Raw genomic sequence first — 25792 nt, 5'->3', positions numbered from 1 at the left:
GTCATGTCCTTGCCAAAACCGAATTGGGGATGGGCGTCACTGCCATTCCTGCTGTTGATCTGGATGGCCCTGGCCAGCCGCTTTCCCACTTACATCCTGCCGCAGCCATGGGATGTTGCCCGCGAGGCTGTGCGCTGGCTGGGCGACAGTTCGTTGTGGCAGCACCTGCGGGCCAGCGTCCTTGAAGAGGTTGGCGGCTTTTGCGCGGCGGTGATCGTCGCGATTCTGCTGGGTACTGCCGGTGGCCTGTCCTCGCGTTTTCGCGATTTCATCTCGCCGCTCAACAGCCTGTTCATGGCGATCCCGCCGATCGCCTGGGCGCCGCTGATCATGATCATTTTTGGCTTGGGCTATGTCTCCATCGTGTTGGTGATTTTCATTGCCGCGATGTTCCCCATGGCCGTGACCATTCAGGAGGGCGTGCAGAGTATCCGCGGCGGTGAAGTCCGTGCGGCACGCACCTTGGGCGCCAACCGCTGGCAACTGCTGGCCCACGTTTACCTGCCGGCCTCGCTGCCCTTCGTGACGGCGGCGTTGCGCATCGGCTTCAGCCAGGGCTGGAGGGCATTGGTCGCGGCGGAAATGATCGGTGCGTCCCAGGGCATCGGGTGGATGGTGTCGACGGGTGGGCAGATCGGCAATAGCAGCCAGGTGCTGCTGGGCATTGTGGTGATCGGCCTGATTGCCTGGCTGATGGAGAGTTTTGTGTTCAGGCGTATCGAGCGTCATTACCAGAAATGGCGAGTGCAGTAAGCATCGTCATTTGACTTCAACCCCCTTCAAACCTTCAGTGGACCACTGCACGAGGTGTCATGTGAGTAACATTTTCGATCCCCGCGAAGCCGGGTATTACATTGCCCCTCAAGGCCTCTACGAACGCAACAAACAACGCCCGTTTCTGGGCAGCATCCACTGTGATCGTGACACGCTGATTGCCGGCCAATGGGATGAAATTACCCTGGTCTACGAGGTCGGCGGCAGCGGCCTCGCAGACGGCGCCTGGTTGAAACTGGCCTTCAAGTTCTACTCCGACTGGGCCTTGTTCCAGACCTCGAATCCGACTGGCCCCAACTATGTCAGCGCCGAATATCAGGCAGGCGAGCTGGTCCCTGGCCAGAGCCAGGCCTCTGTGCAGCATCTGAAAGTGCGCTTCGACCAGAAGGGGCATGAACGGCCGTTTCAGAAAGCGATCATCATCGACATCATCGACGGTTACCTGAATCCGGGAGACAAAATAATCATTCGCCTGGGCGATCGTCGTCAGGGCGGCGCGGGTACGCGGGTGCAGAGTTTTGTCGAGAAGGACTTCCGTTTCCGTTTGTTCATCGACCCGCTGGGCAGCTCGAAATTTGCCGAGGTGCCGGGTGACCCGCTGCTGAACATCGTGCCGGGACCGGCGCAAAGCGTGCAGTTGATCGTGCCTCGCCTGGTCAGCGCGGGTGAGGCGTTCGACGTACTGCTCAGGGTGGATGATGCCTGGGGCAACACCTGCCGCAACTTGCCGCTCCAAGGTGTCCTGACTCTGGTTGATCCCGAAGGGGGGGAGCGACAACAACCGTTCACCCTGGCGGCTGAAGGTTGGGCGACTGCCCGGCTTGAAGGTTTTGATCTTGGTGCGGTGGGGGAGTGGCGCTTGTCGGCCGAGGTGGCGGCACCTTTTGTGCGTGCCGCTCGGGCGTTTGTCACGGTCGATCCGGCCGGCACTGCATTGCGCCCGCTGTACGCCGACCTGCATGTGCACTCCGATGACACGGTGGGCACCAACGACACCTTGTACAACCTCAGCTACGGTCGCGATGTCGCCGGGCTCGATGTCCTCGGTTACACCGCCAATGATTTCAATATCACTGAGCAGCGCTGGGATCAGGCGGTCAACCTGATTCACGAACTCAATGAACCAGGACGATTTGTTTGCTATCCCGGCACCGAATGGTGCGGCAACTCTTGCGCGGGTGGTGACCGTAATGTGGTGTTCCTGCATGACCGCAAACCCGAGTTTCCCTTCGACAATCAAGGTCGGCTGGTGCGTTCTTTCGAGTGGAACGAGTTCACCGCCGGCACCATCAAGCCGGGTGCCTGGCCGGTGGATGAGTTGTATGCCGCCTATGCCAAGGACCCCGAAGGGCATTTGATGATGCCTCACGTCGGCGGACGCCGTTGCAACCTCGACTGGCACCATCCGGAGCTGGAGCGCCTGATCGAGGTCGGCTCGGCCTGGGGGCAGTTCCATTGGGTCTACGCCGAAGCGCTTCAGCGTGGCTATCGAGTGGGTGCCGCGGCGAACAGCGATGAGCATCAGGGGCGTTGTGGCGGTGGTGTTCCGGCCACGGCGGTGTTCGGCTCTCGCGGCGGGCTGACTGGCGTGGTGGCCGAGGCCTTCGATCGAGCCAGTGTTGGCAAGGCACTTCGCGCCCGTCGCACTTTTGCCACCACCGGCGAGCGTTCATTTGCCAGCCTGCGCCAGGGCCAGCATTTCATGGGTGAAGTGTTCACCGCCGATGCAAATGCCACGCTGGACTATCGACTGCTCGGAGAGGCGGGCTGGGAGCAGGTCGATCTGTTCGATGGCGACAAACTGATCTGGTCGCGCAACCTGCATCAGGAATTGGGTTTTTCCAGCCAACGTATTCGTCTGCGCCTGGGCGGCGCAAGGATCAAGGACCGTTATCGCGGCGCCTACTGGACCGGCGAGATTCGCGTGACGGGTGCGGTCATCAACGGCTTTCGCGCCTTGGGTCTCGATCACCCCGAACAAACTGTATGGCGCAAGGATGCAACGGTTCTGGCCTTTCGCACCGACACCAACGGCGACACCGACAGCATCGAAATCGACTTGTCGCAATTGGCCGGCGCCACGCTGCAGGTTCATAGCCGCATCGATAACTACATCAAGGTCGGCGACCCGTCTGAACCGCAACCTTACGTGCATGCGCCGACGGTGCTGATGGAGTTGTCCGGCGATGAGTTGCTGGTGCAATCGCAAGTGACCGAAGAGCTGCCGGGCGCGGAGTTGAAGGTGTCCCTCGAAAGGACAACCGCTGCGCCGCTGCCTCGTGAACTGCAAGGGCAAATCGAGCTTGCCCGATTGAATCTGGAGCAGGGGCGTGAACATCCATTGTTCATCTGCGCCCGGCAGCGCGATCAATCCCGAGTCTGGACCTCGGCGCTGTTTCTAACGTTATAAACGGCCATAAAAAAGGGCAGCTCAAAAGCTGCCCTTGTCCCAACCCATTCCTTAGGCCGCGGTAAACAGCTTGTGCGGATCCATGACGAATTTCTTCGGCGCCCCGGCATCGAACTCGTGGTAGCCACGCGGCGCGTCGTCCAGGCTGATCACCTGCACGCCGACGACCTCGGCAATCTTGATCCGGTCCCACATGATCGCCTGCATCAGCTGACGGTTGTACTTCATCGTCGGGGTCTGGCCGGTGTGGAAACTGTGGGACTTGGCCCAGCCGAGGCCGAAACGGATGTTCAGGCTGCCATGCTTGGCGGCTTTATTGACCGCACCCGGGTCTTCGGTGACATACAGACCGGGGATACCGATATTGCCGGCGACCCGCACCACGCCCATCAGCGCGTTGAGCACATCGGCCGGGGCCTCGTGCTGCGCGCCGTCATGGCCATGGCCACGGGCTTCGAAGCCGACCGCATCGACCGCACAATCGACTTCCGGCTCACCGAGCAGGTTGGCGATTTGCTCGTGCAGCGGAGTGTCCAGGGTCAGGTCGGCGATCTCGAAGCCCTGGGCCTTGGCATGCGCCAGGCGCAGCGGATTGACGTCGCCGACTATCACCACCGCCGCACCCAGCAGACGGGCAGAGGCGGCGGCAGCCAGTCCGACCGGACCGGCACCGGCGATATACACCGTGCTGCCAGGGCCGACACCGGCGGTCACCGCGCCATGGTAGCCGGTCGGCAGGATATCGGAGAGGCAGGTCAGGTCGCGGATTTTCTCCATTGCCTTGTCGCGGTCGGGCAGCTTCAACAGGTTGAAGTCGGCATACGGCACCAACACATATTCGGCCTGGCCGCCAACCCAGTCACCCATGTCCACATAGCCATAGGCACCGCCGGGGCGCGCCGGATTGACCGTCAGGCAGACGCCGGTGTGCTGCTCCTTGCAACTGCGACAACGGCCGCAGGCGACGTTGAACGGCACCGATACCAGGTCACCGATCTGCACGTTTTCCACGTCACGGCCCTTCTCGATGACCTCGCCGGTGATCTCATGGCCAAGCACCAGCCCGACCTGGGCCGTGGTCCGGCCACGCACCATATGCTGGTCGGAGCCGCAGATATTGGTCGAAACCACGCGCAGGATCACGCCATGGTCAATGCGCTTGCCGCGCGGGTCTTCCATTTTCGGATAGGGGATGGTTTGCACCTCGACCTTGCCTGCGCCGAGATACACGACACCACGATTACCAGACATGATTTCACCTCGCTTTTGTTGTTGTGAGAACACGGCCCTTGTACTGCGAAGGGTCGCGCGGCCTTACAGTGCGGCGGTAAATGTCTTGCGTTTGCGCGTGAATGCAGATGGGTTGGAAGTCACCTTCCAACGATGCGTGATAAGCAGTCATCGTATTGATCCTACGCCTGGTATCAGCACCCTGCGAGGGCATTTAGCACCCAATTACCCCCCCGGTTGGCAGGGCTGTCGCAGGAGTAACGGGCGCTGAACGCCGTGTTTGCCCCCTCATCAAAGCACAGCGCTAAAAATATTTTTATCTGATAAAAGTTTTATTGACTAAAAAATAATACCGGGTAATTATTTCCCTGCATCTGCTTTCACGCAGAGTCATTTTGCAGGGGAAACCCGATGAGTCAGAACACCGTGCCGTTGCTGGCCAGTCTTTACATCGAGACGAATGAATCGTCACTCCACAGGCGCTTGGCGCCTTTGTTTATGCAGGGTTTTCCGGCCGAGCCGAAACGCCGCGTCACCTGGAACAACTGGATGCGTCCACCGTTCAATCAGTGGGGGTTCCGCAATCTGGCGCGCCTGCGTCCCTCCATTGATGTGGAGGCGGGTGGCGGACCGGTCAGCGTCTTGAAGGAAGCGCCACAAGCGCTGGATGAACTGCACTTCGACAGTGAATGTGGCTTGAGCGTCAGTGTCATCGATCATCTGGTGGTCAGTCAGACCGACGCCTTTTTGGTGATGCAGGGCGACACCGTGCTGTTCGAGCGTTACTTCAACGGCCAGCGTCCCCGCGACCGGCACGTCATGTTCTCGGTGACCAAGTCGCTGATCGGCACCCTGGGGGAGCAACTGGTCTGCGATGGCATCCTCAATCCGGAGTTGCCGGCGGCGTTTTACGTGCCCGAACTGTTGGGCAGCGCGTTTGGCGATGCCACGGTGCGCCAGCTGTTCGACATGGCCGTGGGCATCGACTACAGCGAAGTCTATGACGATCCCAACTCCGAGAGCTCGCAGTACGGCTATGCCTGCGGTTTCCAGCCGGCACCTGCGCAGTACGCTCAGTTCGAGTCGCTGTATCAGTACCTGCCGTCGCTGAAAAAACGCGGCAGTCATGGCGGCTTTTTCCATTACGTGACCGCCACCACCGAAGCCCTGGCCTGGGTCATGGAGCGCGCTTCGGGCAAGGCTTGCAATCAATTGCTGCAAGACATCTGGAGCCAGTTGGGGTGTGAGCGCGACGGCTACTTCATGGCCGATCCTTGGGGGCGTAGCGTTGCCGGTGCCGGTTTCAACGCCACCTTGCGAGACATGGCGCGGTTCGGTCGGCTGCTGGCCGACGACGGTCGCCATGATGGGCTGCAATTGCTGTCGACCGAGACGGTTGCACGCATTTGCGCCGGCTCCGATCCCGCGATCTACGCCAAAAACTCCGAGTTCTCCCAATGGACCCCTGACGCTTCCTACCGCAGCCAGTGGTACGTCTTCAACGACCACACCCAGGCGATCATGGCCGGCGGCATCCACGGCCAGTACCTGTTCGTCGATAAGCCGTCCGGTGTGGTGATCGTCAAGCAGTCATCGCTGACCGAGGCTGTCAGCCCGTTCGATGCTGACAGCGTGCGCATGCTGCGTGCCATCGCCGCGCACCTTACTCACTGAAACGCCTCATAACGACAAGAAGTTTGCGACCTATTCGCCTGGCTCGACCAGGTGTTGGCGGCGCTTTGCGCCGCCATTCACTGCCCTGTAACAACAATAATCACACAGGAGCTTCATATGGTTCTCATGACGCGTTTCTCTCGAACGCTCTTAGCGGTCGGCTTACCCCTGACCGCCCAAGTCGCGCTGGCGGGCTACACCTTCGAGGATGGCAACCTCAAGGGTGAGGTCAACTTCACTGCCGGCGGTGCGACCCTTTCCACCCGTAACGTCAACTTCGGCAGCGGCCGCGTCGATGCGCGCAGTGGCAAGAATGGCGGTACGAAAATCGACTGGCAGGAGCTCTACGTCAAGCCCGGCGTCAAGCTGGAATACGCCCTGCAGCCAGACTTCAGCCTGTTGGCCGGTGGCTCGCTGGTGGCGGCGACCACCTTTGGCGATGGCGATGCCGGCGGCTTCACCCGCAGCTCTGATGGTGACGTGGCCACCGAAGAACTCTACGGTGGTTTCCGGGCCGGGGAGTGGACGCTCACAGCCGGTCGCCAGAACTACATGATCGGCACCGGCTTCATCGTCATGGACGGTAACCTCGACCAACTCAAGGACGGCGCCTACTGGCTTGGCCCCAGAACCGCCTTCAAGGATTCGGCCATTCTGGCCTGGGATCATGGCGCATTGAAAACCCAGGCCTTCACCTTGCGGGTCGATGACGATCTGGGTGACTTCCGCATGACCGGCGCTAACCTGGACTACAACCTCGACGACCAGGTGACACTTGGGGCCATGGCGATGAAGGTCAATGCGCTGGGGCCCAAGGGCAGTACACTGCCACGACGCCGGGACGGGATGCAGGTGTACAACGTGCGTGCGTTGAAGGCCAAAGTACCGGGCGTGCCGGACCTGACCCTGAATGCCGAATACGCCGTGGAGCGGGGCAGTGGTGAAGGCGTGGATTACGATGCCAACGCCTGGTACGGTCAGGCGGATTACGCCTTCAACACGTTGCCGCTGACCCCGGTGATCGGCTATCGCTACGCCAGTTTTTCCGGCGACGACAACCTCGCCGACAACCGGCAGAAAGCCTGGGAGTCACTGAGCAAGGGCTTCGTCGACTGGAGCACCTGGCTGGTGGGGGATGTCGTCGGCAACTACCTGCTGTTCAACAGCAACGAAAACGTCCAGCAGTTCTCGCTCAAGACCCACCTCAATGAAACGCTGACCCTCGGCGCGATCCACTATCAGTTCTGGCTGGACGAGAAAAACTACATGGGTGCGCAGGTCAGCGATCGGCGCTTTGCGGACGAGAGTGTGGTTTTCCTCGACTGGACCCCGACGCCGTCGTTCTATACGTCGCTCTCCTATAACTGGGTCAAGCCGCTGGCCGCCGCCAGGCAGGTGTTCGGCGATGACCAGAAATTCAGTGCGCTGGAACTGTACTTCACCTACCGCTATTAAGTGCCGCGAGCCTTCGCGGCCGCGCAGGAGTGCTTAACCATGAACATGTTTTTGCGTAACACCTTATTGGGCGCTGTAGTGTCGTTGCTGGCCAGCGGTGTGTGCCTGGCTGAAGAGCGCACGGTGCGGATCTACAACTGGATCGAATACCTGCCACCTGAAGTGCTCAAGAGCTTCCAGGAGGAAACGGGCATCCGTCCGGTCTACGACGTTTTTGACAGTGTCGAAACCCTGGAGTCCAAGCTGCTGACCGGCAATTCCGGGTATGACGTGGTGTACCCCGGCAGCGCCAACCTGAGTCACCTGATCGCCGCCGGTGCCGTCCAGCCGCTGGACCGCAACCAGCTGCCGAACTGGCGGCACCTGGACCCGGAGTTCATGAAAACCCTGGAAGCTGCGGGTGATACGGGCAACCGTTACGCGGCACCGTACCTGTGGGGCACCACGCTGATCGGCTACAACGTCGACAAGGTTCAGCAAGTCCTGGGCGCCAATGTGCAGATGAACACCTGGGACATGATCTTCAAGGAAGAGAACCTCGCCAAGCTGGCCAGTTGCGGTGTCGGTTTCCTCGACGCAGCCAACGAAATCGTGCCCATCGCCTTGCACTACAAGGGCCTCGACCCCAACAGCCAGAAGCGCGAAGACTACCCGCAGGCCCAGGCGGCGATGATGAAGATTCGCCCGCACATCACCTACTTCAACTCCTCACGCTACGGCATGGACCTGGCCAACGGTGACATTTGCGTAGCCGTCGGCTGGTCGGGTGGTGTGGCGCTGGCCAAGCAACTGGCCGATGCGGCCGGCAAGGGCGTCAGGGTGGAGATGGCGTTACCCAAGGAAGGCGCGCCGATGTGGTCGGACGTGATGATGGTGCCGACCAACGCCCCCCATACCAAAGAAGCCTATGAGTTCATCAACTACATCCTGCGCCCTGACGTCATTGCCCGGATCAGCAACAAGATCGGTTACCCCAATCCGAACAAGGACGCCACTGCACTGGTGAACGCCGAGATCCGTAATAACCCCAACATGTATGTGCCGGACGAAGCGCGCAAAACACTGTTCGCTTTGGAGCCCATGCCGGCAGCCGTGGAGCGGATCCGCACCCGCACCTGGACCACCATCAAGACCAATCGCTGATCATCGTGGCCCGGCGTCGCGACGCCGGGCTCGCCAGCAATGACGCGCCTCGGCTATAGCCTGCAGCCAGTCTGGGAGGAGGCTGGCGTTCTCAGGCCCGCATTCCGTAAAAGAGCAGTTCGGTGATACGTCTTACCTGAGTGGAGTGTGACTCGATGTCCGGCTGTTCCTGATTGACCAGCCTGAACAACTGCAGGTGTGAGTAGTCGTTCAACAGGAAGGCGGCCAGGTCGACGTTGAGGTCGGCGCGAAGTTTGCCGGCCTGCTGCAGTTCTCTGAGCAACCCGCTGATTTCAGCCCTGAGTGCATCGTTCATGGCGCGATAGCCTTCGGGCAGTTCGTTGTCGCCGCCAAACAATATCAGTGGCAACAGTTCACGCCAGAGACTGGGATGCATGACTTCCAGGGCGTAACCGGTCAGCAGGCGTTCCAGGTAGCACAGGGCGTCGACCGGATCCTCAATTTCAGGGATCTGGTTGCGGGTGTCCTTGAGGGCCCGCTGGTCGGCGTCGTGCAGGATTTCCAGGATGATTTCCTGCTTGTTGCCGAAGTACTTGAACACGGTGGGCGCCGACACCCCAGCCTGGTTGGCGATCTGTTCGATGGTGGTGTTCTGGAAACCTTGACGCTCGAACAGTTCGATCGCTGCCTTGCTGATGGCTTGGCGTCGTTCGACTTTCTGACGTTCACGCAGTCCGCTCACGGTTGATCCCTTGTCGCTATGAATAAAGGGGGCGCATGTCGCCCAATCATCCATGCAAAATACTTAATCGGGTAAAACTTTTAAAGCGCTAATTTCTGTAGTGCGCGTTTATCCCGGAAGCGAAAAGTCTCGTTGGCTGATGGCGAGAGTCCTCAGGCTTTATAGTTAATTTCATTAATCTTTTACACACTGTTCACCGTGCATTGGTCCGTCTGAATCAAGCCGATGCCTGTCGGTATTTTTTCAGTCGATAGGCAAACTGCGCACGACTCAAACCCAGCAGTCGCGCGGCAGCGGCCAGATTGCCTTGGCTTTTTTGCAGCGCTTCATCGATCAGGCGCGACTCCAGCCCTTCAATGGAGAAGCCGTGTTCCAGGCGAGCCAGGGTCTCCAGCAAGGCCGGGCGAGGCTGTGTGCCGGTGGGACTCTGGTCGGTTGCGGCGAGGCTGCCATTGTCGTCCAGAGAGTACGCATCCTGCGGCATGGGTTCGTTGCGAAACAGGTGGATCAGATCGATGGCTTGGCCGTCTTCGCTGGCGATCAGGCCGCGCTCCACCAGGTTCTGCAGTTCCCGTACGTTGCCGGGGAAGTCATAGCGCAATAACACCTTGAGTGCGCGCATGGTCAGGCCGGCGGGTTTGCGGGCGTAGGCCTGACAGAAGCGCCGCAGGAACGCGTTGACCAGCAACGGAATGTCGTCGCGACGTTCGCGCAGCGGTGGCAGCACGATGGGGTAGACATTCAGCCGGTAGAACAAGTCTTCGCGAAATTCTCCGGCCGCCACGGCTTTGCGCAAATCGACATTGGTGGCCGCCACCACCCGGACGTCGACCTTGATGGGCTGGCCACCGCCGATGCGCTCGATCTCTCGCTCCTGCAATGCACGCAGCAACTTGCCCTGACCCGGCAGGCTGAGGCTGGCGATTTCGTCGAGAAACAGCGTGCCGCCCTGGGCGCGCTCGAAGCGTCCGGGGCGCGAATGGGTCGCGCCGGTGTAGGCGCCACGTTCGACACCAAACAGCTCAGCCTCGATCAGATTGTCCGGGATGGCGGCGCAGTTGAGCGCCACGAAAGGTGCTCGATGGCGTGGGCTGAACTGATGCAACTGACGGGCGAACAACTCTTTGCCGACCCCGGACTCGCCGCTGAACAACACCGTGGCGGGCGTCGGCGCCACGCGCTGCAAGGCGAGGGTAGCGGCATTGAAGGCCGCGCTGGCGCCAATCGGTTTTGGCCCGCCGGGGTTTTCGCTGTCGTCATCCTGGGGGGCGGGCGCCGGGGCTTGAGGCTGTTTGGGCTCGGCGCTTGAGGGTGAGGCGGTGAGATAACTCAGGTCCTGCTCGACATCGCCCCATTGCTCGGCGGTCTTGCCGATCACCCGGCAGCTCTCATGGCCCATGCCCCGGCATTCGGTTTCGCGGAAGATCACCAGACGGCCGAACAGCCCGCTGACATAACCGATGGCATAGCCCAGTTCGGTCCAGCACACCGGATCCTGGCCGATCCCGTAGGCGGCGATATGTTCGTCGGCCTCACAGGAGTGGTGCCAGAGGAATTCACCTTCATAGAAGCCTGAGTCGGCGTCGAATTTGAAGTGCAGGGGTTCGACCTTGGTCATGCCTTCAAGTGTATGCAGACGCGTGCCGGCCGAGAAAACCGCCGCGGCGTCGGCGTCCGGCCAGCGCTCGCGGATCAGTCGCGCATCGCGTGCGCCGGAGAGATAGCCGGTGCGGGTAAACAGGCCGCGGCTCTGTTCCAGTCCCTGGCGCTCGATAATTTCCCGTCGCAGCGCGCCGAAGGATGAGCTGTGCAATAGCAGCATGCGCTGGTCGTTGAGCCAGATACGTCCGTCAACAGGGGAAAAGAACAGGCATTCGGTCAACTCGGCCAGGGTCGGTGAGTTGCCTTCGGCCAGTTGGGTACTGTCGCCTCGGGGCGAGAAATGCTCCTCCTGCACGGCAAGATGAGGAAGCAGCGAATGGGGATTGTTCATTGTTATGCCCCTGAGCGAGTCGACTGATCGAAATGATCAACTAGCAAAACAGTTATTAAACATAACTTTATCATTTGGACAAGTGGTGAGCTGCCGGCTGTACGCCAAGCACCTTGTCCTATTCGCAAACACCCCTCTACAGCCCGCAAGCCAGAGCCTTCGCCACTTGAAATGCGGCGCGACGCAGGAAGTCGGCACAGCCCTTGCTCTAGCGCTTTCACCACGCAGACGCCTTGCATCGTTTTAGCAAGGCCGCGTCAGGCAATGACAAACACAAGAGCCGGGAGACCGAAATGTCGGTAAGTGAACCATCTGATTTTCTGCGGGACGAGCCATGGCGTGAACGCATCTTCAATGGTGACTGGCTACGTCCATTGGGCGGCAGCCATAGCGTCATTGAACCGGCCACCGGCGAGGTGTTGACCGTCACCGGTTTGGCCGATGCAGCGGACATCGCGTTTGCCAGCCTGAACGCCGCTCGTGCTCAACCGGCCTGGGCGGCATTGGGGCCACGGGAACGCGCAGAGATCTTTCGTAAAGCTGCCGCACTGGCCCAGCAACACTTTGCCGAACTGGCGTTGTACATCGCCCGGGAAAGTGGCGGCAGCCTGTTCAAGGGTGAACATGAGGTCCGTGAGGCGATCGTGTTGCTGCATCAGGCGGCCGGGCTGCTGTCGCAACCCCATGGTCTGGTTCTGCCGAGCGAAGCGGGGCGCTTGTCCTATGCACGCCGGTTGCCCCATGGCGTGGTCGGGGTGATCTCGCCGTTCAACTTTCCCTTGGTGTTGTCCCTGCGTTCGGTGGCGCCGGCGCTGGCGGCGGGCAACGCCGTGGTGCTCAAGCCCGATCCGCAGACCCCGGTCAGTGGCGGTTTCATCATTGCCCGGTTGTTCGAGGCGGCCGGTCTGCCCAAGGGCTTGCTGCAGGTGTTGCCGGGTGCAGCGCCAGCCGGAGAAGCGCTGTGCCGCGATCCGCATGTGCGGATGATCGCGTTCACCGGCTCCACCGCAGCGGGGCGCAAAGTCGCGGAGCTGGCTGGGCGTCATCTGAAAAAAGTCGCCCTGGAGCTGGGCGGCAAGAACTCGTTGATCGTGCTCGAAGACGCCGATCTCGAACTGGCGGCCAGTAACGCCGCGTGGGGTGCCTGGCTGCATCAGGGGCAGATTTGCATGGCCACCGGACGCATCCTGGCCCATGAGTCGATTGCACAAGAACTGGTCCGCCGGTTGGCAGAAAAGGCACGGGCAATCACGGTCGGCAATGCCGCTCGCGGTGAGGCGGTGCTGGGGCCGTTGATCAACAAACGCCAGCTGTTGCGAGTGCATGAAATCGTCACGGAGAGTGTGACGGCCGGGGCAACTCTGCAAGCCGGCGGCGAGTATGAGCAGCTCTTCTACCAACCCACGGTGCTTTCCGGTGTGCGCCCGGGCATGCGCGCGTTCGACGAGGAAATCTTCGGCCCGGTGGCCACGGTGGTGAGTTTTGCCAGCGACGATGAGGCCATCGACCTGGCCAACCGCACCGAGTATGGCTTGTCCGCGGGGATCATTTCGCCTTCGGTCGGGCACGCGATGGCGATGGGCGAGCAACTCAATTGCGGGCTGCTGCACATCAACGACCAGACAGTGGCCGACGAATGCATCAACCCCTTCGGCGGACGCGGCAGCTCAGGAAATGCCGGCAGCGTAGGCGGCCCGGCCGACTGGGATGAATACACCCAATGGCAATGGGTGACGGTCAAGGATAAGGCGCCGCGTTACCCGTTCTGACGGGCCGGTTTTGCCGGGCCGACAAGGTAGGTCGGCTCACCGAGTACACAAAAATAATAAGAGGACTCAACATGAAACTCGACAACAAGATTGTGCTGGTGACTGGCGTCTCTTCGGGTATCGGCGCGGCCACGGCAAGCCTGCTGCGCAGCCACGGCGCCCACGTGATTGGCGTGGACCTGAAGGCGCCGCACATGACCCTGGATGGTTTTGTTCAGGGCGATCTGAGCTGTGTCGAGAACATCGACCGGTTGCTGGCGCAGCTACCGGCACGGATCGACAGCCTGTGCAATATCGCCGGGGTGCCGGGCACTGCAAACCCGCAACTGTTGGCGCGGGTCAACTACCTGGGATTGCGCCACTTGAGCAGCGCGTTGCTGCCACGCATCAACGCTGGCGGCAGCATCGTCAATATCGCCTCGATCCTCGGCGCCGAGTGGCCGTTACGTCTGGAACAGCACAAGGCGCTGGCGTGCATCGAAGGTTTCGCCGCCGGGCAGGCCTGGCTGGCCGAGCACCCGGTACCGGACCAGACCTGCTACCAGTATTTCAAGGAAGCCTTGATCGTCTGGAATTACCTGCAGGCCCAACCCTGGTTTCTCGAACATTCGGTGCGCATGAACAGCGTCGCGCCAGGTCCGGTTTTCACGCCGATCCTCGGCGACTTCGTGAGCATGCTCGGTGAGGCCCGAACCCAGGCCGATGCCCATCGCATGAAACGCCCCGCTTATGCCGATGAGGTAGCGGCGGTGATCGCTTTCCTGTGTGCCGACGAGTCGCGCTGGATCAACGGCGTCAACCTGGCCGTCGATGGCGGATTGGCCTCCACCTACATCTGAAATGCACACCTGTAGACGGCGGCTGTGGCGAGGGAGCTTGCTCCCGTTCGGCTGCGAAGCAGTCGTAAATCGGTGCACCGGTTCTACTTGAGGGCCGCTGCGCGCCCCAACGGGGCGATGCGGCGTTCCGACAAGCCCCCTCGCCACAGATGCACAGGCAAAAATAAAAATAATGAGGAGCGTCCATGGACAACGTTAAACGTTGCTTTCGTTTCAAGCATTGCGCCCTGTTTCTGGCGTTATGCAGCGCCGGTGTGATGGTCGAAAGGGTCGAGGCCATGCAAATGGACCTTGGTGATTCCGACTGGAAACTGCGTTGGGACAACACCATCAAGTACAGCCAGGCCTGGCGTCTTCAGGGGCAGGACAGCCGATTGGTCAACGCACCGACCGCCAACGGCCTGTATCCCTCGATCCAGAGTCAGGGTGATAAAAACTTCAGCAGTGGCCTGGTCTCCAATCGTCTGGACCTGTTTTCCGAAATGGACCTCAGCCGGCAAAACTATGGCCTGCGCGTGAGCGGCGCAGCCTGGTACGACGATATCTACAACAAGGGCACCGACAGCAGCGAGCAAACGCATTTCCTCAGCGAAACCCGCAAGCTCCACGGTCGCGATGCGGAAATTCTCGACGCCTTCGTGTTCCTGCGCGGTGACCTCGGTGAAGACTCCCAGGGCGTGGTGCGTCTGGGCCGACACAGCCTGATCTACGGCGAAAGCCTGTTTTACGGTGGCAACGGCATTGCCAATGCCCAGGGCCCGACCGATGTGGTCAAGTTGCTCAGCGTGCCGGGGACCCAGTTCAAGGAGATCCTGCGTCCGGTCAATCAGATCTCCGGGCAGTTGCAGATCAACCCGCAGTTGTCGGTGGGCGCTTACTACCAGTTTGAGTGGGAACGCTCCAATGTGCCCGGCGCCGGCAGCTACCTGAGCGATATCGATGCCATCGGTTACGGCAGCGGTTCACTGCGCGAAGTGTTCGGCAACGACACGGTGAATGGCGGTGATTTGAAACCGCGAAATTCGGGGCAGGGCGGTATGCAGATCCGCTTCAAGCCGACCGGCACCGAGCTGGAGTTGGGTTTCTACGCTGCGCAGTATCACGACAAAACCCCGACCGGCCTGTACGCCTACCTCGACGGTGCGGCTGCGGCCGCCACCGGGTTGCCGATCCTGAGTTCCTATCGTCAGGTCTACGCCGAAGACATCAAGACTGCCGGTGTCAGCTTCTCCACCGCTTATGGGCCGTTCAACTTTGCCGGTGAAACTTCCGTGCGCTGGAACGCGCCGCTGGTGAGCAATCTGCAAGTGGTGGCCCCTGGCGTGGCGGCCGATGGCGACGATAACTCACTGTTTGCCAGGGGCAAAACCGCTCACGCCAACCTGTCGGCGATTTACCTGTTATCGCCCACCGCATTTTGGGATGGCGGCTCGGCACTGGCCGAGCTGGCCTGGAACCGCACCCTGAGCGTGACCGAGAACGCCGCCGCGCTGGATGCCAACACCACCCGCGATGCTACGGCACTGCGGGTATTGGTGGAGCCGGCGTACTTCCAGATTGTCGACGGGATCGACCTGACCGTGCCGATCGGCATGGGTGTGGTACTCGATGGGCGCTCTTCGGCGGTCAACAAATCGGGCTTCGGCAATACCCATTCCGGCGACTGGAGTGTCGGGCTCAAGGCCACCTACCTGCAGCGCTGGGATGTCGGCCTGAACTACGTGAACTTCTTCGGTGCCCCAAAAGCCGGGCTGCGCGAGGACGGCAATTTCAGTTACGGGCAGTCGTTGGCCGACCGCGACTTCGTCTCGCTCTACGTGAAAACCTCATTCTAATAAGGTGGATTCGCCATGCAGAACAAAGCATTTCTCAACACTTGCGTCCTCACCCTGGCCCTTGCCGGCATGAGCCTGACGCAGGCGGCCGTGTCGCCTGAGCAGGCTGCACGTTTGAAGACTGAACTGACACCCCTTGGTGGCGAGCGCGCCGGCAACGCCGATGGCAGCATCCCGGCCTGGCAAGGCGGTTACACCAAGGTCGCGCCTGGCTACAAGCCAGGTGACAAACGTCCCGATCCATTCGCCGGTGAAAAACCGCTGTATTCGATCAAGGCCTCGAACATGGAGCAGTACGCCAATGTATTGGCCGAAGGCACCAAACTGCTGCTGAAGAAATACCCGGACTATCGCCTGGACGTCTACCCGACCCATCGCTCGGCGGCAGCCCCGCAATGGGTGTATGACAACACCGGCAAGAATGCCACCCGCGCCACGCTGGACGTGGCGAGCGAGAAAGTCACCGGCGCCTATGGCGGCATTCCGTTCCCGATCCCGGAAAACGGTACGCAAGTGCTGTGGAACTATCGATTGTCCTGGCAGGGCGGCGACACCATCAGCTCGCCTTTCGATACCTGGCTGATGACCGCCGGCGGCAAGAAAGTCCAGGCAACCCGCGCCCAGTACACCTACCAGTTTCCCTACTACGTCGAAGACGGCAGCCTGGAAAACTTTTCCGGCAAGTACCTGGTGGGCAAGCTGCTGACCGAGTTGCCATCGTCCAAGGCCGGTGAAGGCCTGATGACCCATTGGGACCTGGACCCGGCCAACCGCGCGGCCTGGCAGTATCTGGTCGGCCAGCGCCGGGTGCGTCGTGCGCCGAACATTGCCTACGACACCCCGGACTTCGTGACCTCGGGGGTCGGTCTGTTCGACGAAGCGTTCATGCTGTTCGGGCCTACCGATCGCTATGACCTCAAGCTGATGGGCAAGAAAGAACTGATTGTCGCCTACAACAATAACCGCGCCGGCCTGGCTAAGAGCGACGACCTGGTCAAGCAGAACTTCCTCAATCCTGACCTGGTGCGTTGGGAGAAACATCGGGTCTGGGTGGTCGAGGCCACGCTCAAATCCGGCAAGCGCCATGTGGTGCCGCGTCGCACCTACTACATCGACGAAGACTCCTGGCAGATCCTGATGGCCGACGGGTATGACGCCCAGGGCAAACTCGGACGGCAGATGTATTCGCTGACGCTGCTGGCGCCGGACCTGCCGGCCCTCACCGCGCAGGTCATGTGGGGCAGCTACAACCTCGACACCGGGGCTTACTTCCTCAACTCCTCGAGCAACGATCTGGCGGTCCAGTACCAGAAAGTCGCGAAACCTTCGGCGTCCTATTTCACACCGGATGCCATGGCCAACGAAAACATGCGTTGAACCTGGGGAGGCCGCGGCGGGTGAGGGTGCGCGCTGCGGTCGCCTGTGACTTTGCGAGTGGGATAAAGACATGATGGGGCAAAAACGCTATGCAGGCTTTGGCCTGCGCCGGGGCGCCTGCGTCCTGGCATTGGGTTTGATGGCGTGTGTGTTCAGCGCCCAGGCGAGCACGTTTGCCGTACTGCAGCAGCCGGCACTGTCGACCGCCAAGGCCCAGCGCGCGGCATTGCTCGGGCTGACCCGGGCCGGCGAGCGACTGGTGGCGGTCGGCGAGCGCGGGATCGTGCTGCTCTCGGATGACGCTGGAGTCAATTGGCGCCAGGCCAGTGTGCCGGTCAGCGTCAGCCTGACGGCGGTGCAGTTCGTCGATGCCGAGCAGGGTTGGGCAGTCGGTCATCTGGGCGTGGTGTTGCACACCGAGGACGGCGGTGAAACCTGGCACAAGCAACTCGACGGTGAACGCGCCGCCGCGCTGGCGGTGCAGGCCGCTGAGCGCGATGCCGATCAGCCGGGCGGCGCCGGCAACCTGGTGCAGGCCCGGCATATGCTCGACGACGGACCGGACAAACCGTTTCTCGACCTGTACTTCAGTGACCGCCTGCACGGCTACGTCGTTGGCGCCTACAACCAGATCTACCGTACCGACGACGGCGGGCGAAGCTGGCAGCCGTGGATGCAGCATGTGGACAATCCGCAGGGCCTGAACCTGTATGGCATTCGCGTCTCGGGCAACGATTTGCTGCTGGTGGGGGAGCGCGGTTTGCTGTTGCGTTCGACCGATGCCGGGCATTCATTCCAGGCCTTGAAGTCACCTTATGAAGGCAGCTTTTTCGGCTTGCTCGGCACTCACGGCGGCGCCTTGATTGCCTATGGTTTGCGCGGTAACGCCTGGTGGTCCGACGACCGTGGCGGCAGTTGGCGACGCCTCGACACCGGCATCGAATCAACACTGTCGAGCGCCATCGAACTGCGCGATGGCAGCCTGCTGTTGGCCAGCCAGGGCGGCGAGCTTTTATTCAGCCATGACGAGGGTCGTAGCTTCGACAAACGCCAGAGCCGCAGCGGCGGGACTGTCGCTGCCGTGCAACAGGCGGCCGATGGCAGTCTGGCCAGCGTTGGTTTGAGCGGTGTGGCCGCTGACCAGGATCCACGAGCCTCTGGCAAACCTTGAATCTTCACGGTGCAGCGCTATCGGGCCACGGCCCGTGCAACAGGAGTCAGACTTGAAAGACGACAAAACCCAAACCGTGATCGGCCGCCTGGCAGACTTCGACCAGGCGTCGGGCAACTTCGCCGAGCGGGCGATCTTCAACCATCGACCGCTGGTGATCCTGCTGTGTCTGCTGGTGACGCTGGTGCTCGGCTGGCAAGCCACGCGCATCGGCATCAATGCCAGTTATGAGAAAACCATTCCCACGGGGCATCCCTATGTCGCCAACTTCCTGGAGAATCGCAGTGAGTTGAGCGGCCTGGGCAACTCGCTGCGGATCGCCGTGGAGGTCAAACAAGGCAGCATTTTCACCAAGGACTATCTCGACACCCTGGCCAGGCTCAACGACGAGCTCTATCTGCTGCCGGGTGTCGACCGGCCCTACATGAAATCGTTATGGACCCCGACCACGCGCTGGACCGCCGTGACCGAGGAGGGGCTTGATGGCGGCACCGTGATCCCCGACGACTACGATGGCTCGGCGGCCAGTATCGAACAGGTGCGGACCAACGTCGCGCGTTCCGGTGAGGTCGGTCAATTGGTGGCCGGCAACTTCAAGTCCAGCGTGATCTTCGTGCCGTTGCTGGACATCAGTCCGCAGACCGGCAAGGCCCTGGACTACGGCGAGTTTTCCCGGCAACTGGAAGCCCTGCGGGACAAGTACCAGAGCGATGACCTGCGGATTCACATCACCGGTTTCACCAAAATCGTCGGCGACCTGATCGAGGGGCTGACTCAAGTTTTGCTGTTCTTCGTGGTGGCGGTACTGGTGACGGTGTTGGTGCTGTTTGGCTATACCCGCTGCGCGCGCAGCACGCTGGTGGTGGTGACGTGTTCGCTGGTGGCGGTGCTCTGGCAGCTGGGTCTGCTCGCCACCCTCGGTTATGAATTGGACCCGTACTCGGCGCTGGTGCCGTTTCTGGTGTTCGCCATTGGCATGAGCCACGGCGCGCAGAAGATGAACGGCATCATGCAGGACGTCGGTCGCGGCACCCACCGGGTGGTGGCCGCGCGTTATACCTTCCGCCGACTGTTCGCGGCCGGCATGACCGCGTTGCTCTGTGATGCGGTGGGCTTCGCGGTGTTGCTGCTGATCAATATCCGGGTGATTCAGGATCTGGCGATCACCGCCAGTCTCGGTGTGGCGGTGCTGATCTTCACCAACCTGATTCTGTTGCCGATCCTGCTCAGCTATATCGGTGTCAGCCCGGCAGCGGCGCAACGCAGCCTGAGTTCGGAAAACGCCGAACTGCAGGCGCAGATCAAGCATCCGTTGTGGCGCGTACTCGATTTGTTCACCCAACGGCGCTGGGCCATGGGCGCCATGCTGGGCGCTCTGCTGCTGGCAGCGTTCGGTTTTGCCGTGAGCCTGCACCTGAAGATCGGCGATCTCGACCCCGGCGCTCCGGAGTTGCGGGCTGACTCGCGCTACAACCGCGACGCGCTGTTCATGACCCAGAATTATGCGGCCAGCTCGGATATTTTCGTGGTCATGATCAAGACTCCGGAAGATCAGTGCACCCGTTACGCGAGCCTGTCGGCAGTGGATGCGTTGGCCTGGCGGCTGGAGCAATTGCCCGGCGTGGAGTCGACCACCTCGATGGCGGCGCTGAGCAAAATCGCCACGGCCGGTTACAACGAAGGCAACTTCAAATGGTATGAGCTGATCCCCAATGATGGTGCGCTGGGCGCCGTGCAAACCCGTGCACCGAGGGAGCTGTTCAATCAGGGCTGCTCGATGTTGTCGCTGTACGTTTACCTGGCCGATCACAAGGCCGATACCCTGAATCGGGTGGTGGAGGCCAGCGAGAAATTCATCAGCGCGCATCAGATCCCAGAGGTCAAATTCATGCTCGCCGCCGGCAGCGCCGGGATCGAAGCCGCGACCAATATCGTGGTGAAAAAATCCATGCGCGAGATGCTGTTCTGGGTCTACGGCGCCGTCAGCCTGTTGTGCCTGCTGACCTTCCGCAGCTGGCGCGCAACCCTTTGCGCGATGCTGCCGCTGATGCTCACTTCGATTCTTTGCGAGGCGCTGATGGTGGGGCTGGGCATGGGGGTCAAAGTCGCGACACTGCCGGTAATCGCATTGGGCGTGGGCATTGGCATCGACTACGCGCTGTATGTCTTGAGTGTAATCCTGGCTCGCATGCGTGCCGGCGACACCCTGGCCCAGGCGTATTACCAGGCGCTGCTGTTCACCGGCAAAGTGGTGTTGCTGACCGGCATGACCCTGGCGGTCGCAGTGTCGACCTGGGCGTTCTCACCGATCAAGTTCCAGGCCGACATGGGGATTCTGCTGGCGTTCATGTTCCTGGTGAACATGCTCGGCGCCCTGATCCTGCTGCCGGCCCTGGCCTGGCTGTTGCTGCCGCAGAAGCTCTTCGCAAAAAAGCCTGAAGCGAGCTTGCTTGTGCAGATGATCAAGGAGGGCCGAAGGACCGACTAGCCGTTTTCGGCACAATTGCGCCAATGCCTGTTACGGCGGAATGGAACTTGCCTCCCCAACAGTCTGCAAGCCTTGTGTGCCCAACAGGAAAGGTCCATGAATAACAATAACCCTAGCGTGGAAGGCGCCACCGGTACGCCGGACATGACTGCGGCGATTCATCGTTATCGCACCAACGACATCGATCAGCACGCACAGAACATGGACGGCTGGCAGGTACGCTATGACCAGCTGACGCCCGGTCGCTTCGAAGGTGAGTTGATCGAGTTTCGCGCCGGATGGATGCAACTGGCGCGCGACCGCTCTAATCAGGCGATGCTCAAGAGTGGCAGCGCCTGGAAGGGAGCCATCACCTTCAGCGTGCCGCTGAGCGCTCAGGGGACGGTGTTTTGTGCGGGGCATCCGATTCATGAGGCGAGCCTGTTGGTGGCCCATGGTGATCACTTGCCCGATCTGCGCACGCCCGAACATCTGGATCTGTTGGGGGTGGCGGTTGATGTCCAGGCCCTTGAACATGTGCTGGAGCGCCAGGGCGCCCGGTTTCGAATTACCGATCTTCCCAAGTGTTACCGTCTGGGGGCTTCCTCGGTGCAGGCTGAGTTGGCGGCGCTGTTCGACGAGCTGGCCGCTGCCGATCAGGGCCACGACAGCTTGCTGGGCTATGAGGCGATCCGTCATGGCATTCGCGATGCCGTGATGGTGCAACTGCTGGAACTGGTCGCGCCGGATCAGGCCGCGCCCCTTAACCCGACGGCGCGCAAACGCATGGTCGATCGTGCCAGGGAATACGCGTTGGGGCATCTGGACGAACCATTGTCGATCCTCGATCTGTGCAATCACATCGGCGCCAGCCGACGCAAACTCCAGTACTGTTTCCAGGAAACCCTGGGTATCAATCCGGTGGCGTATTTAAGGGCGTTGCGCCTCAATGCAGTGCGTCGTGAACTGCGTGACAGCCCCCATGAACAGGGGGTGCAAGAGGTGGCGGCGCGTTGGGGCTTCTGGCACCTGAGTCGCTTTGCCAGCGATTACCGCACACTGTTCGGAGAGACGCCCTCACAGACCTTGCGTCGCCATTAACTGTGCTGAAAACGGATAACCCGCCTACCGGAGTCGTTACTAGGATGGCCCACACCATTTGGTTGGGAGGGGCATTCGATGAATCACAAGAACAACAACTCAAGCATCAGCCGCGTCACTGTATTCACCCTGGGGCTGTTCGGCCTGTGCGCCGGCGCACAGGCCACTGAAAACGGGGCGCCGACCACCGCAGTGGGCGTCTATGACTTCGGCGCCGGGATGATGCCGCCGGCCACGCCATTCGGCACCCTGGGCCTGCGCACGGCCTACTATTCGGCCAACGTGCAGAAGGACCGCCACGGTCGTTCTCTGGACAACAATCTCTCCCTGGACGTGCTGTCCATCGGCCTCGCCTATATGCGCATGACGGACTACAGCGTCCTCGGCGCCCAATACGGTTTCGGCACGGTGGTGCCTTTCTTCAAGATGGATGCTTCCCTGGAGGTGCCGACGCCGGGCGGTCCTTTGAAGCTTGAGGCCGATCCGTTCCGCCTGGCAGACGTGCAGTTTCTGCCGCTGATCCTGCAGTGGAACCTGTCGCCCAACCTGTTCGTCAACACCCAGTTTCAGATCCAGACCCCCACCGGCGACTACGACAAGAACCGGCTGATTTCCCCCGGGCTCAATCACTGGACTTTTTCCCCCATCGTCAATGCCACTTACATCAGTGACACCGGCTTCGAGGTGTCATCGAGCTTCGAGGTGGACATCAACACGCGCAACCCTGCCACTGACTACAAGAACGGCGTGGAGTACCGGCATGAGTTCGCCGTGGGCCAGCACTTCGGCCCCTGGACCGCCGGTATCGGCGGGTACTACTACCGTCAGTTCACCGATGACGACGCCCCGGGCCTGACGAGTGGCAATCGCGCCAGGGTGCTGGCTGTGGGACCAGCGGTGAGCTACGTCAAACCGGGCCTGCCGCCGGTCTGGCTGCACCTCTACAAAGAGCAGGGCGCGAGCAACCGCGCCGAAGGCTACACCGTCGCCTTGCGCGTTTCCCAAAGTTTCTGAGGACCGGACCATGACTTCTGTGCATTGCGCTTCAACCCTGGCGACGCCTGTCGTGCGTCAGGCCACGGGACGCCGCGAAGGGCTGGTGCTGGTGCTGGGCAGCAGCCTGACCATCATGGGCTCGGTGATGATCGCGCCGATCCTGCCCAAACTCGGTGCCGAGTTCGGGCCGCTCACTTCCCGGGCCGACCTGCTGGTGCCACTGGCGGTCACCGGACCGGCGCTGGCGATTGCGGTGTGCGCGCCTCTGGCCGGTTGGCTCGCCGATCGAGTCGGGCGCAAGGCGTTGCTGGTGATCGCCACCTTGCTCTATGCCTTGCTCGGCGCGTTGCCGGCGGTGCTGGGAGATCTGCAGTCCATCGTCGCCGTGCGCCTGCTGTTCGGGGTGGCCGAGGCGGCGGTGATGACCTGTTGCGCGACCCTGATCGGCGACTATTGGCAGGGCGAGGAACGCTTGCGCTACATCAATCGTCAGGTGGTCACCATCGGTTTGGTCGGTGCGTTGTTCTTCGTCGTTGGTGGCGCTTTGGGCGAGCACTCCTGGCGCTTGCCGTTCCTCCTCTATTTGCTGCCGCTGCTGCTGGTGCCGGCCATGGTGAAGGTGCTCTGGGAGCCGGTTCGTACGCAGCCGTCCGTTGAGGTTCAGGGACCGGAGCGGGTGGCGATTCTGCCGCTGGTGTTGGGTTATCTGCTGATCCTCGTCGGCATGGTGCTGAGCTTTGTGGTGCCGGTACAGACGCCCATTTTGCTGGTGGGTCTCGGGGTCACATCCAGCACCCTGATTGGCCTGTCCGCCGGCTTGAGCCTGCTGGCCACCCTGGGCGGTTCCCTGGCCTGGCCGCTACTGCGTCGACGCTTGGGGATCGCCGGTACCAATGCGGTGTTGCTGCTGTTGCTGGCGCTCGGGTTGTGGTTGCTGATGCGCGGGCAAAGCTACAACCAAGTGGTGTTGGCGGTGGTGATCCATGGCCTGGGCGCGGGATTGCTGGTGCCCAATGTCATGGCGCCGATGATGGAGGCCTTGAGTGCTAGAACCCGTGGTCGGGGATTGGGAGGCTTCACCGCGTGCCTGTATTTCGGTCAGTTCGTCAGCCCCTTGGTGGTGGCGATGCTCGGCGCATTTGCCGGCGACCTGCGTCACGCCATCGAATGGCTGGCCTTTGCCAGTCTTGCTGCCGCGTTGCTTTGGGCGATCGCCGGGTTATCGCGCCGCCGCTCGAACTCTTCCGTGCCATCCACCCATTCGTCATTGAAATAGATCCGGAGTATCAAACATGCAAGACATCCATCAGTTGTTGGACAAGGAAGACGCCACCGGCCTGGCCGCTTGGGTCAGGCGTGGTGAAGTGCAGCCCGTGGAGCTGGTCGACGCAGTGATCGAGCGACTGGAGCGGGTTGAACCGCAACTCAACGCAGTGGCCGAGCGGCTCTACGACAAGGCCCGCGAGGCAGCGCTCGAACCTCAGGTTCGGGACGGACTGTTTGCCGGTGTGCCGACCTTGATCAAGGACCTGTTCGCGCCGGTGCAGGGTGCCGCAATGACCAATGGTTCGCTGGCGCTGGGCGGGGCCCGCGCCGATTTCGAATCCGAGGTGGTGATCCGCCTGCGCCGCGCCGGTTGCCTGATCGTCGGCACCAGCACGGCACCGGAGTTCGGCACATCCTATTCCACCGAGTCGACACGTTTCGGCGCCACCCGCAATCCGTGGAACACCGAGCACAGCGCCGGCGGCTCCAGCGGCGGGGCGGCGGCCCTGGTGGCGGCGCGGGTAGTACCTTTTGCCCACGGCAATGACGGCGGCGGTTCGCTGCGGGTGCCGGCGTCCTGCTGCGGAGTCTTCGGCCTCAAACCCAGCCGTGGTTTGCTGCCCTCCGGGCCAATGATAGGCGAGGGTTGGGCGGGCATGGGCACCAACCACTGCATCACCTTATCGGTACGTGACAGCGCGGCTTTGCTCGACGCTACGGCGGGAATCGATTTGGGTGCGCCCTATGCTGCGCCGCTGTCGGCGCAACCGTATGTGACTGCTGTACAACAGACTCCGCGGCCAATGCGTATCGCCCTGGTGGAGCAGATCGGGTCTTGGCCGACTTCCACACAAAGCCTGGAGGCGGTGCGTCAGGCTGCGAGCCTGTGTGAGTCGCTGGGGCATCGGGTAGAACCCGCCCGGTTACCGGTGGTGCTGCCTGAGTTTCTTGACCAGGTGTTCACTATCATCGGTGCCAGCACGCGAAACTACGTCGACCTGTTGGGCCAATTGCGTGGCGCGCCTGTACAGCCCGAGGAGCTGGAAGCCCGCACGCGGATCATTCTGCGCGACAAGGGCGGGGTCAGTGGCGCGCAATACGCGGCAGCGGTGGAGTGGATTCATGCCCTGGGCCGACAACTGGCGCTGTTCATGCAGGATTACGACCTGATCCTCAGCCCGACCCTGACCCGTGAACCGGTACCGATCGGCGAGCTGGACCTGCGGGACGACCGCTTGAGTCTCGATGAATTGATCGAGCGCTTCCACAGTTACTCGCCGTTTACCGCGTTGTTCAATGCCAGCGGGCAACCGGCAATGTCGGTACCGCTTCACTGGAGCCCGCAAGGCTTGCCCATGGGCGCGCACTTCGCAGGCCGCTTCGGCGAAGAGGCGACCTTGCTGAGCCTGGCCGCACAACTGGAGCAGGCTCAGCCCTGGCGGCAGCGCGTACCGCCGGTGAATGCGTGCCTGCGCACCACGCCGTAACACGATTGGTAGCAGCTGCCGAGCCTGCGAGGCTGCGTTCGGCTGCGCAGCAGTCGTGAATCCGGCTGATGCGGTCTGCCAGACGTACCGCAAGTTCTGGTT

General features: G+C 61.5%; 18 protein-coding genes. 15 read left to right on the top strand and 3 right to left on the bottom strand.

The genetic code is table 11. The features are described from left to right. Window positions 1–3: 3 nt before the first annotated feature. The gene (locus AC07VO_RS05610) at window positions 4–753 is read left to right on the top strand and encodes an ABC transporter permease (protein WP_192351225.1); all 750 of its coding nucleotides are present in this window, start codon (window positions 4–6) and stop codon (window positions 751–753) included. 61 nt (window positions 754–814) lie between these two features. Next, window positions 815–3184 (top strand): hypothetical protein, encoded by a 2370-nt coding sequence (locus AC07VO_RS05605; protein WP_192351226.1) that lies wholly within the window; start codon window positions 815–817, stop codon window positions 3182–3184. 51 nt (window positions 3185–3235) lie between these two features. Here AC07VO_RS05605 and fdhA read toward each other — a convergent pair whose 3' ends face one another. Then, window positions 3236–4435 (bottom strand): formaldehyde dehydrogenase, glutathione-independent, encoded by a 1200-nt coding sequence (gene fdhA, locus AC07VO_RS05600; RefSeq protein WP_018927872.1) that lies wholly within the window; start codon window positions 4433–4435, stop codon window positions 3236–3238. A gap of 390 nt (window positions 4436–4825) precedes the next feature. Between fdhA and AC07VO_RS05595 the strand changes: the two genes are divergently transcribed. From AC07VO_RS05595 to AC07VO_RS05585, 3 genes are all read left to right on the top strand, one after another. Then, window positions 4826–6088 carry a serine hydrolase domain-containing protein gene (locus tag AC07VO_RS05595; protein WP_192351228.1) on the top strand — a complete coding sequence of 421 codons (1263 nt, stop codon included), beginning with the start codon at window positions 4826–4828 and terminating at the stop codon, window positions 6086–6088. A gap of 117 nt (window positions 6089–6205) precedes the next feature. Next, window positions 6206–7543 (top strand): alginate export family protein, encoded by a 1338-nt coding sequence (locus AC07VO_RS05590; protein ID WP_018927874.1) that lies wholly within the window; start codon window positions 6206–6208, stop codon window positions 7541–7543. A gap of 39 nt (window positions 7544–7582) precedes the next feature. Then, entirely contained in the window at window positions 7583–8686 is a 1104-nt protein-coding gene (locus AC07VO_RS05585) for a polyamine ABC transporter substrate-binding protein (RefSeq protein WP_192351230.1), read from the top strand. Between the two features lie 91 nt (window positions 8687–8777). Here AC07VO_RS05585 and AC07VO_RS05580 read toward each other — a convergent pair whose 3' ends face one another. Continuing rightward, window positions 8778–9389 carry a TetR/AcrR family transcriptional regulator gene (locus AC07VO_RS05580; RefSeq protein WP_192351232.1) on the bottom strand — a complete coding sequence of 204 codons (612 nt, stop codon included), beginning with the start codon at window positions 9387–9389 and terminating at the stop codon, window positions 8778–8780. A 217-nt stretch (window positions 9390–9606) separates the two neighbouring features. After that, window positions 9607–11382, bottom strand: coding sequence for a sigma-54-dependent Fis family transcriptional regulator (locus AC07VO_RS05575; protein ID WP_018927877.1), 1776 nt, complete (start codon window positions 11380–11382; stop codon window positions 9607–9609). 293 nt (window positions 11383–11675) lie between these two features. Between AC07VO_RS05575 and AC07VO_RS05570 the strand changes: the two genes are divergently transcribed. From AC07VO_RS05570 to AC07VO_RS05525, 10 genes are all read left to right on the top strand, one after another. Next, a complete protein-coding gene (locus AC07VO_RS05570; protein WP_018927878.1) occupies window positions 11676–13151 on the top strand; it encodes a benzaldehyde dehydrogenase in 1476 nt (491 codons plus the stop codon). 71 nt (window positions 13152–13222) lie between these two features. Further along, entirely contained in the window at window positions 13223–13990 is a 768-nt protein-coding gene (locus tag AC07VO_RS05565) for a coniferyl-alcohol dehydrogenase (protein WP_192351234.1), read from the top strand. A 185-nt stretch (window positions 13991–14175) separates the two neighbouring features. Next, entirely contained in the window at window positions 14176–15825 is a 1650-nt protein-coding gene (locus AC07VO_RS05560) for a DUF1302 domain-containing protein (protein ID WP_018927880.1), read from the top strand. 15 nt (window positions 15826–15840) lie between these two features. Further along, on the top strand, window positions 15841–17202 hold the full coding sequence (locus AC07VO_RS05555) for a DUF1329 domain-containing protein (protein WP_192351236.1): 1362 nt from the start codon (window positions 15841–15843) through the stop codon (window positions 17200–17202). A 70-nt stretch (window positions 17203–17272) separates the two neighbouring features. Next, on the top strand, window positions 17273–18373 hold the full coding sequence (locus tag AC07VO_RS05550) for a WD40/YVTN/BNR-like repeat-containing protein (RefSeq protein ID WP_192351238.1): 1101 nt from the start codon (window positions 17273–17275) through the stop codon (window positions 18371–18373). 52 nt (window positions 18374–18425) lie between these two features. After that, on the top strand, window positions 18426–20861 hold the full coding sequence (locus tag AC07VO_RS05545) for an efflux RND transporter permease subunit (RefSeq protein WP_192351240.1): 2436 nt from the start codon (window positions 18426–18428) through the stop codon (window positions 20859–20861). A gap of 96 nt (window positions 20862–20957) precedes the next feature. After that, window positions 20958–21941 carry a helix-turn-helix domain-containing protein gene (locus AC07VO_RS05540; RefSeq protein WP_192351242.1) on the top strand — a complete coding sequence of 328 codons (984 nt, stop codon included), beginning with the start codon at window positions 20958–20960 and terminating at the stop codon, window positions 21939–21941. Between the two features lie 78 nt (window positions 21942–22019). Continuing rightward, window positions 22020–22955 (top strand): SphA family protein, encoded by a 936-nt coding sequence (locus AC07VO_RS05535; protein ID WP_086945705.1) that lies wholly within the window; start codon window positions 22020–22022, stop codon window positions 22953–22955. Between the two features lie 10 nt (window positions 22956–22965). Further along, window positions 22966–24213 carry an MFS transporter gene (locus AC07VO_RS05530; RefSeq protein WP_086945704.1) on the top strand — a complete coding sequence of 416 codons (1248 nt, stop codon included), beginning with the start codon at window positions 22966–22968 and terminating at the stop codon, window positions 24211–24213. A 16-nt stretch (window positions 24214–24229) separates the two neighbouring features. Beyond that, complete coding sequence (locus AC07VO_RS05525; RefSeq protein WP_138867367.1) at window positions 24230–25690, top strand: amidase; 1461 nt, start codon at window positions 24230–24232, stop codon at window positions 25688–25690. Window positions 25691–25792: the final 102 nt, after the last annotated feature.

The sequence above is a fragment of the Pseudomonas sp. GW821-FHT03E01 genome (assembly GCF_059420765.1).
The sequence above is the reverse complement of the archived record's forward strand: the minus strand, read 5'-3'. Positions and strand labels throughout refer to the sequence as shown.

Bases quoted from the DNA above. Each gene is read 5' to 3' on its own strand.
- AC07VO_RS05565 (WP_192351234.1), top strand. From the start codon at position 13,223: ATGAAACTCGACAACAAGATTGTGCTGGTGACTGGCGTCTCTTCGGGT.
- AC07VO_RS05610 (WP_192351225.1), top strand. From the start codon at position 4: ATGTCCTTGCCAAAACCGAATTGGGGATGGGCGTCACTGCCATTCCTG.
- AC07VO_RS05575 (WP_018927877.1), bottom strand. From the start codon at position 11,382: ATGAACAATCCCCATTCGCTGCTTCCTCATCTTGCCGTGCAGGAGGAG.
- AC07VO_RS05585 (WP_192351230.1), top strand. From the start codon at position 7,583: ATGAACATGTTTTTGCGTAACACCTTATTGGGCGCTGTAGTGTCGTTG.
- AC07VO_RS05550 (WP_192351238.1), top strand. From the start codon at position 17,273: ATGATGGGGCAAAAACGCTATGCAGGCTTTGGCCTGCGCCGGGGCGCC.
- AC07VO_RS05555 (WP_192351236.1), top strand. From the start codon at position 15,841: ATGCAGAACAAAGCATTTCTCAACACTTGCGTCCTCACCCTGGCCCTT.
- AC07VO_RS05590 (WP_018927874.1), top strand. From the start codon at position 6,206: ATGGTTCTCATGACGCGTTTCTCTCGAACGCTCTTAGCGGTCGGCTTA.
- fdhA (WP_018927872.1), bottom strand. From the start codon at position 4,435: ATGTCTGGTAATCGTGGTGTCGTGTATCTCGGCGCAGGCAAGGTCGAG.
- AC07VO_RS05570 (WP_018927878.1), top strand. From the start codon at position 11,676: ATGTCGGTAAGTGAACCATCTGATTTTCTGCGGGACGAGCCATGGCGT.
- AC07VO_RS05595 (WP_192351228.1), top strand. From the start codon at position 4,826: ATGAGTCAGAACACCGTGCCGTTGCTGGCCAGTCTTTACATCGAGACG.
- AC07VO_RS05540 (WP_192351242.1), top strand. From the start codon at position 20,958: ATGAATAACAATAACCCTAGCGTGGAAGGCGCCACCGGTACGCCGGAC.
- AC07VO_RS05530 (WP_086945704.1), top strand. From the start codon at position 22,966: ATGACTTCTGTGCATTGCGCTTCAACCCTGGCGACGCCTGTCGTGCGT.
- AC07VO_RS05535 (WP_086945705.1), top strand. From the start codon at position 22,020: ATGAATCACAAGAACAACAACTCAAGCATCAGCCGCGTCACTGTATTC.
- AC07VO_RS05560 (WP_018927880.1), top strand. From the start codon at position 14,176: ATGGACAACGTTAAACGTTGCTTTCGTTTCAAGCATTGCGCCCTGTTT.
- AC07VO_RS05525 (WP_138867367.1), top strand. From the start codon at position 24,230: ATGCAAGACATCCATCAGTTGTTGGACAAGGAAGACGCCACCGGCCTG.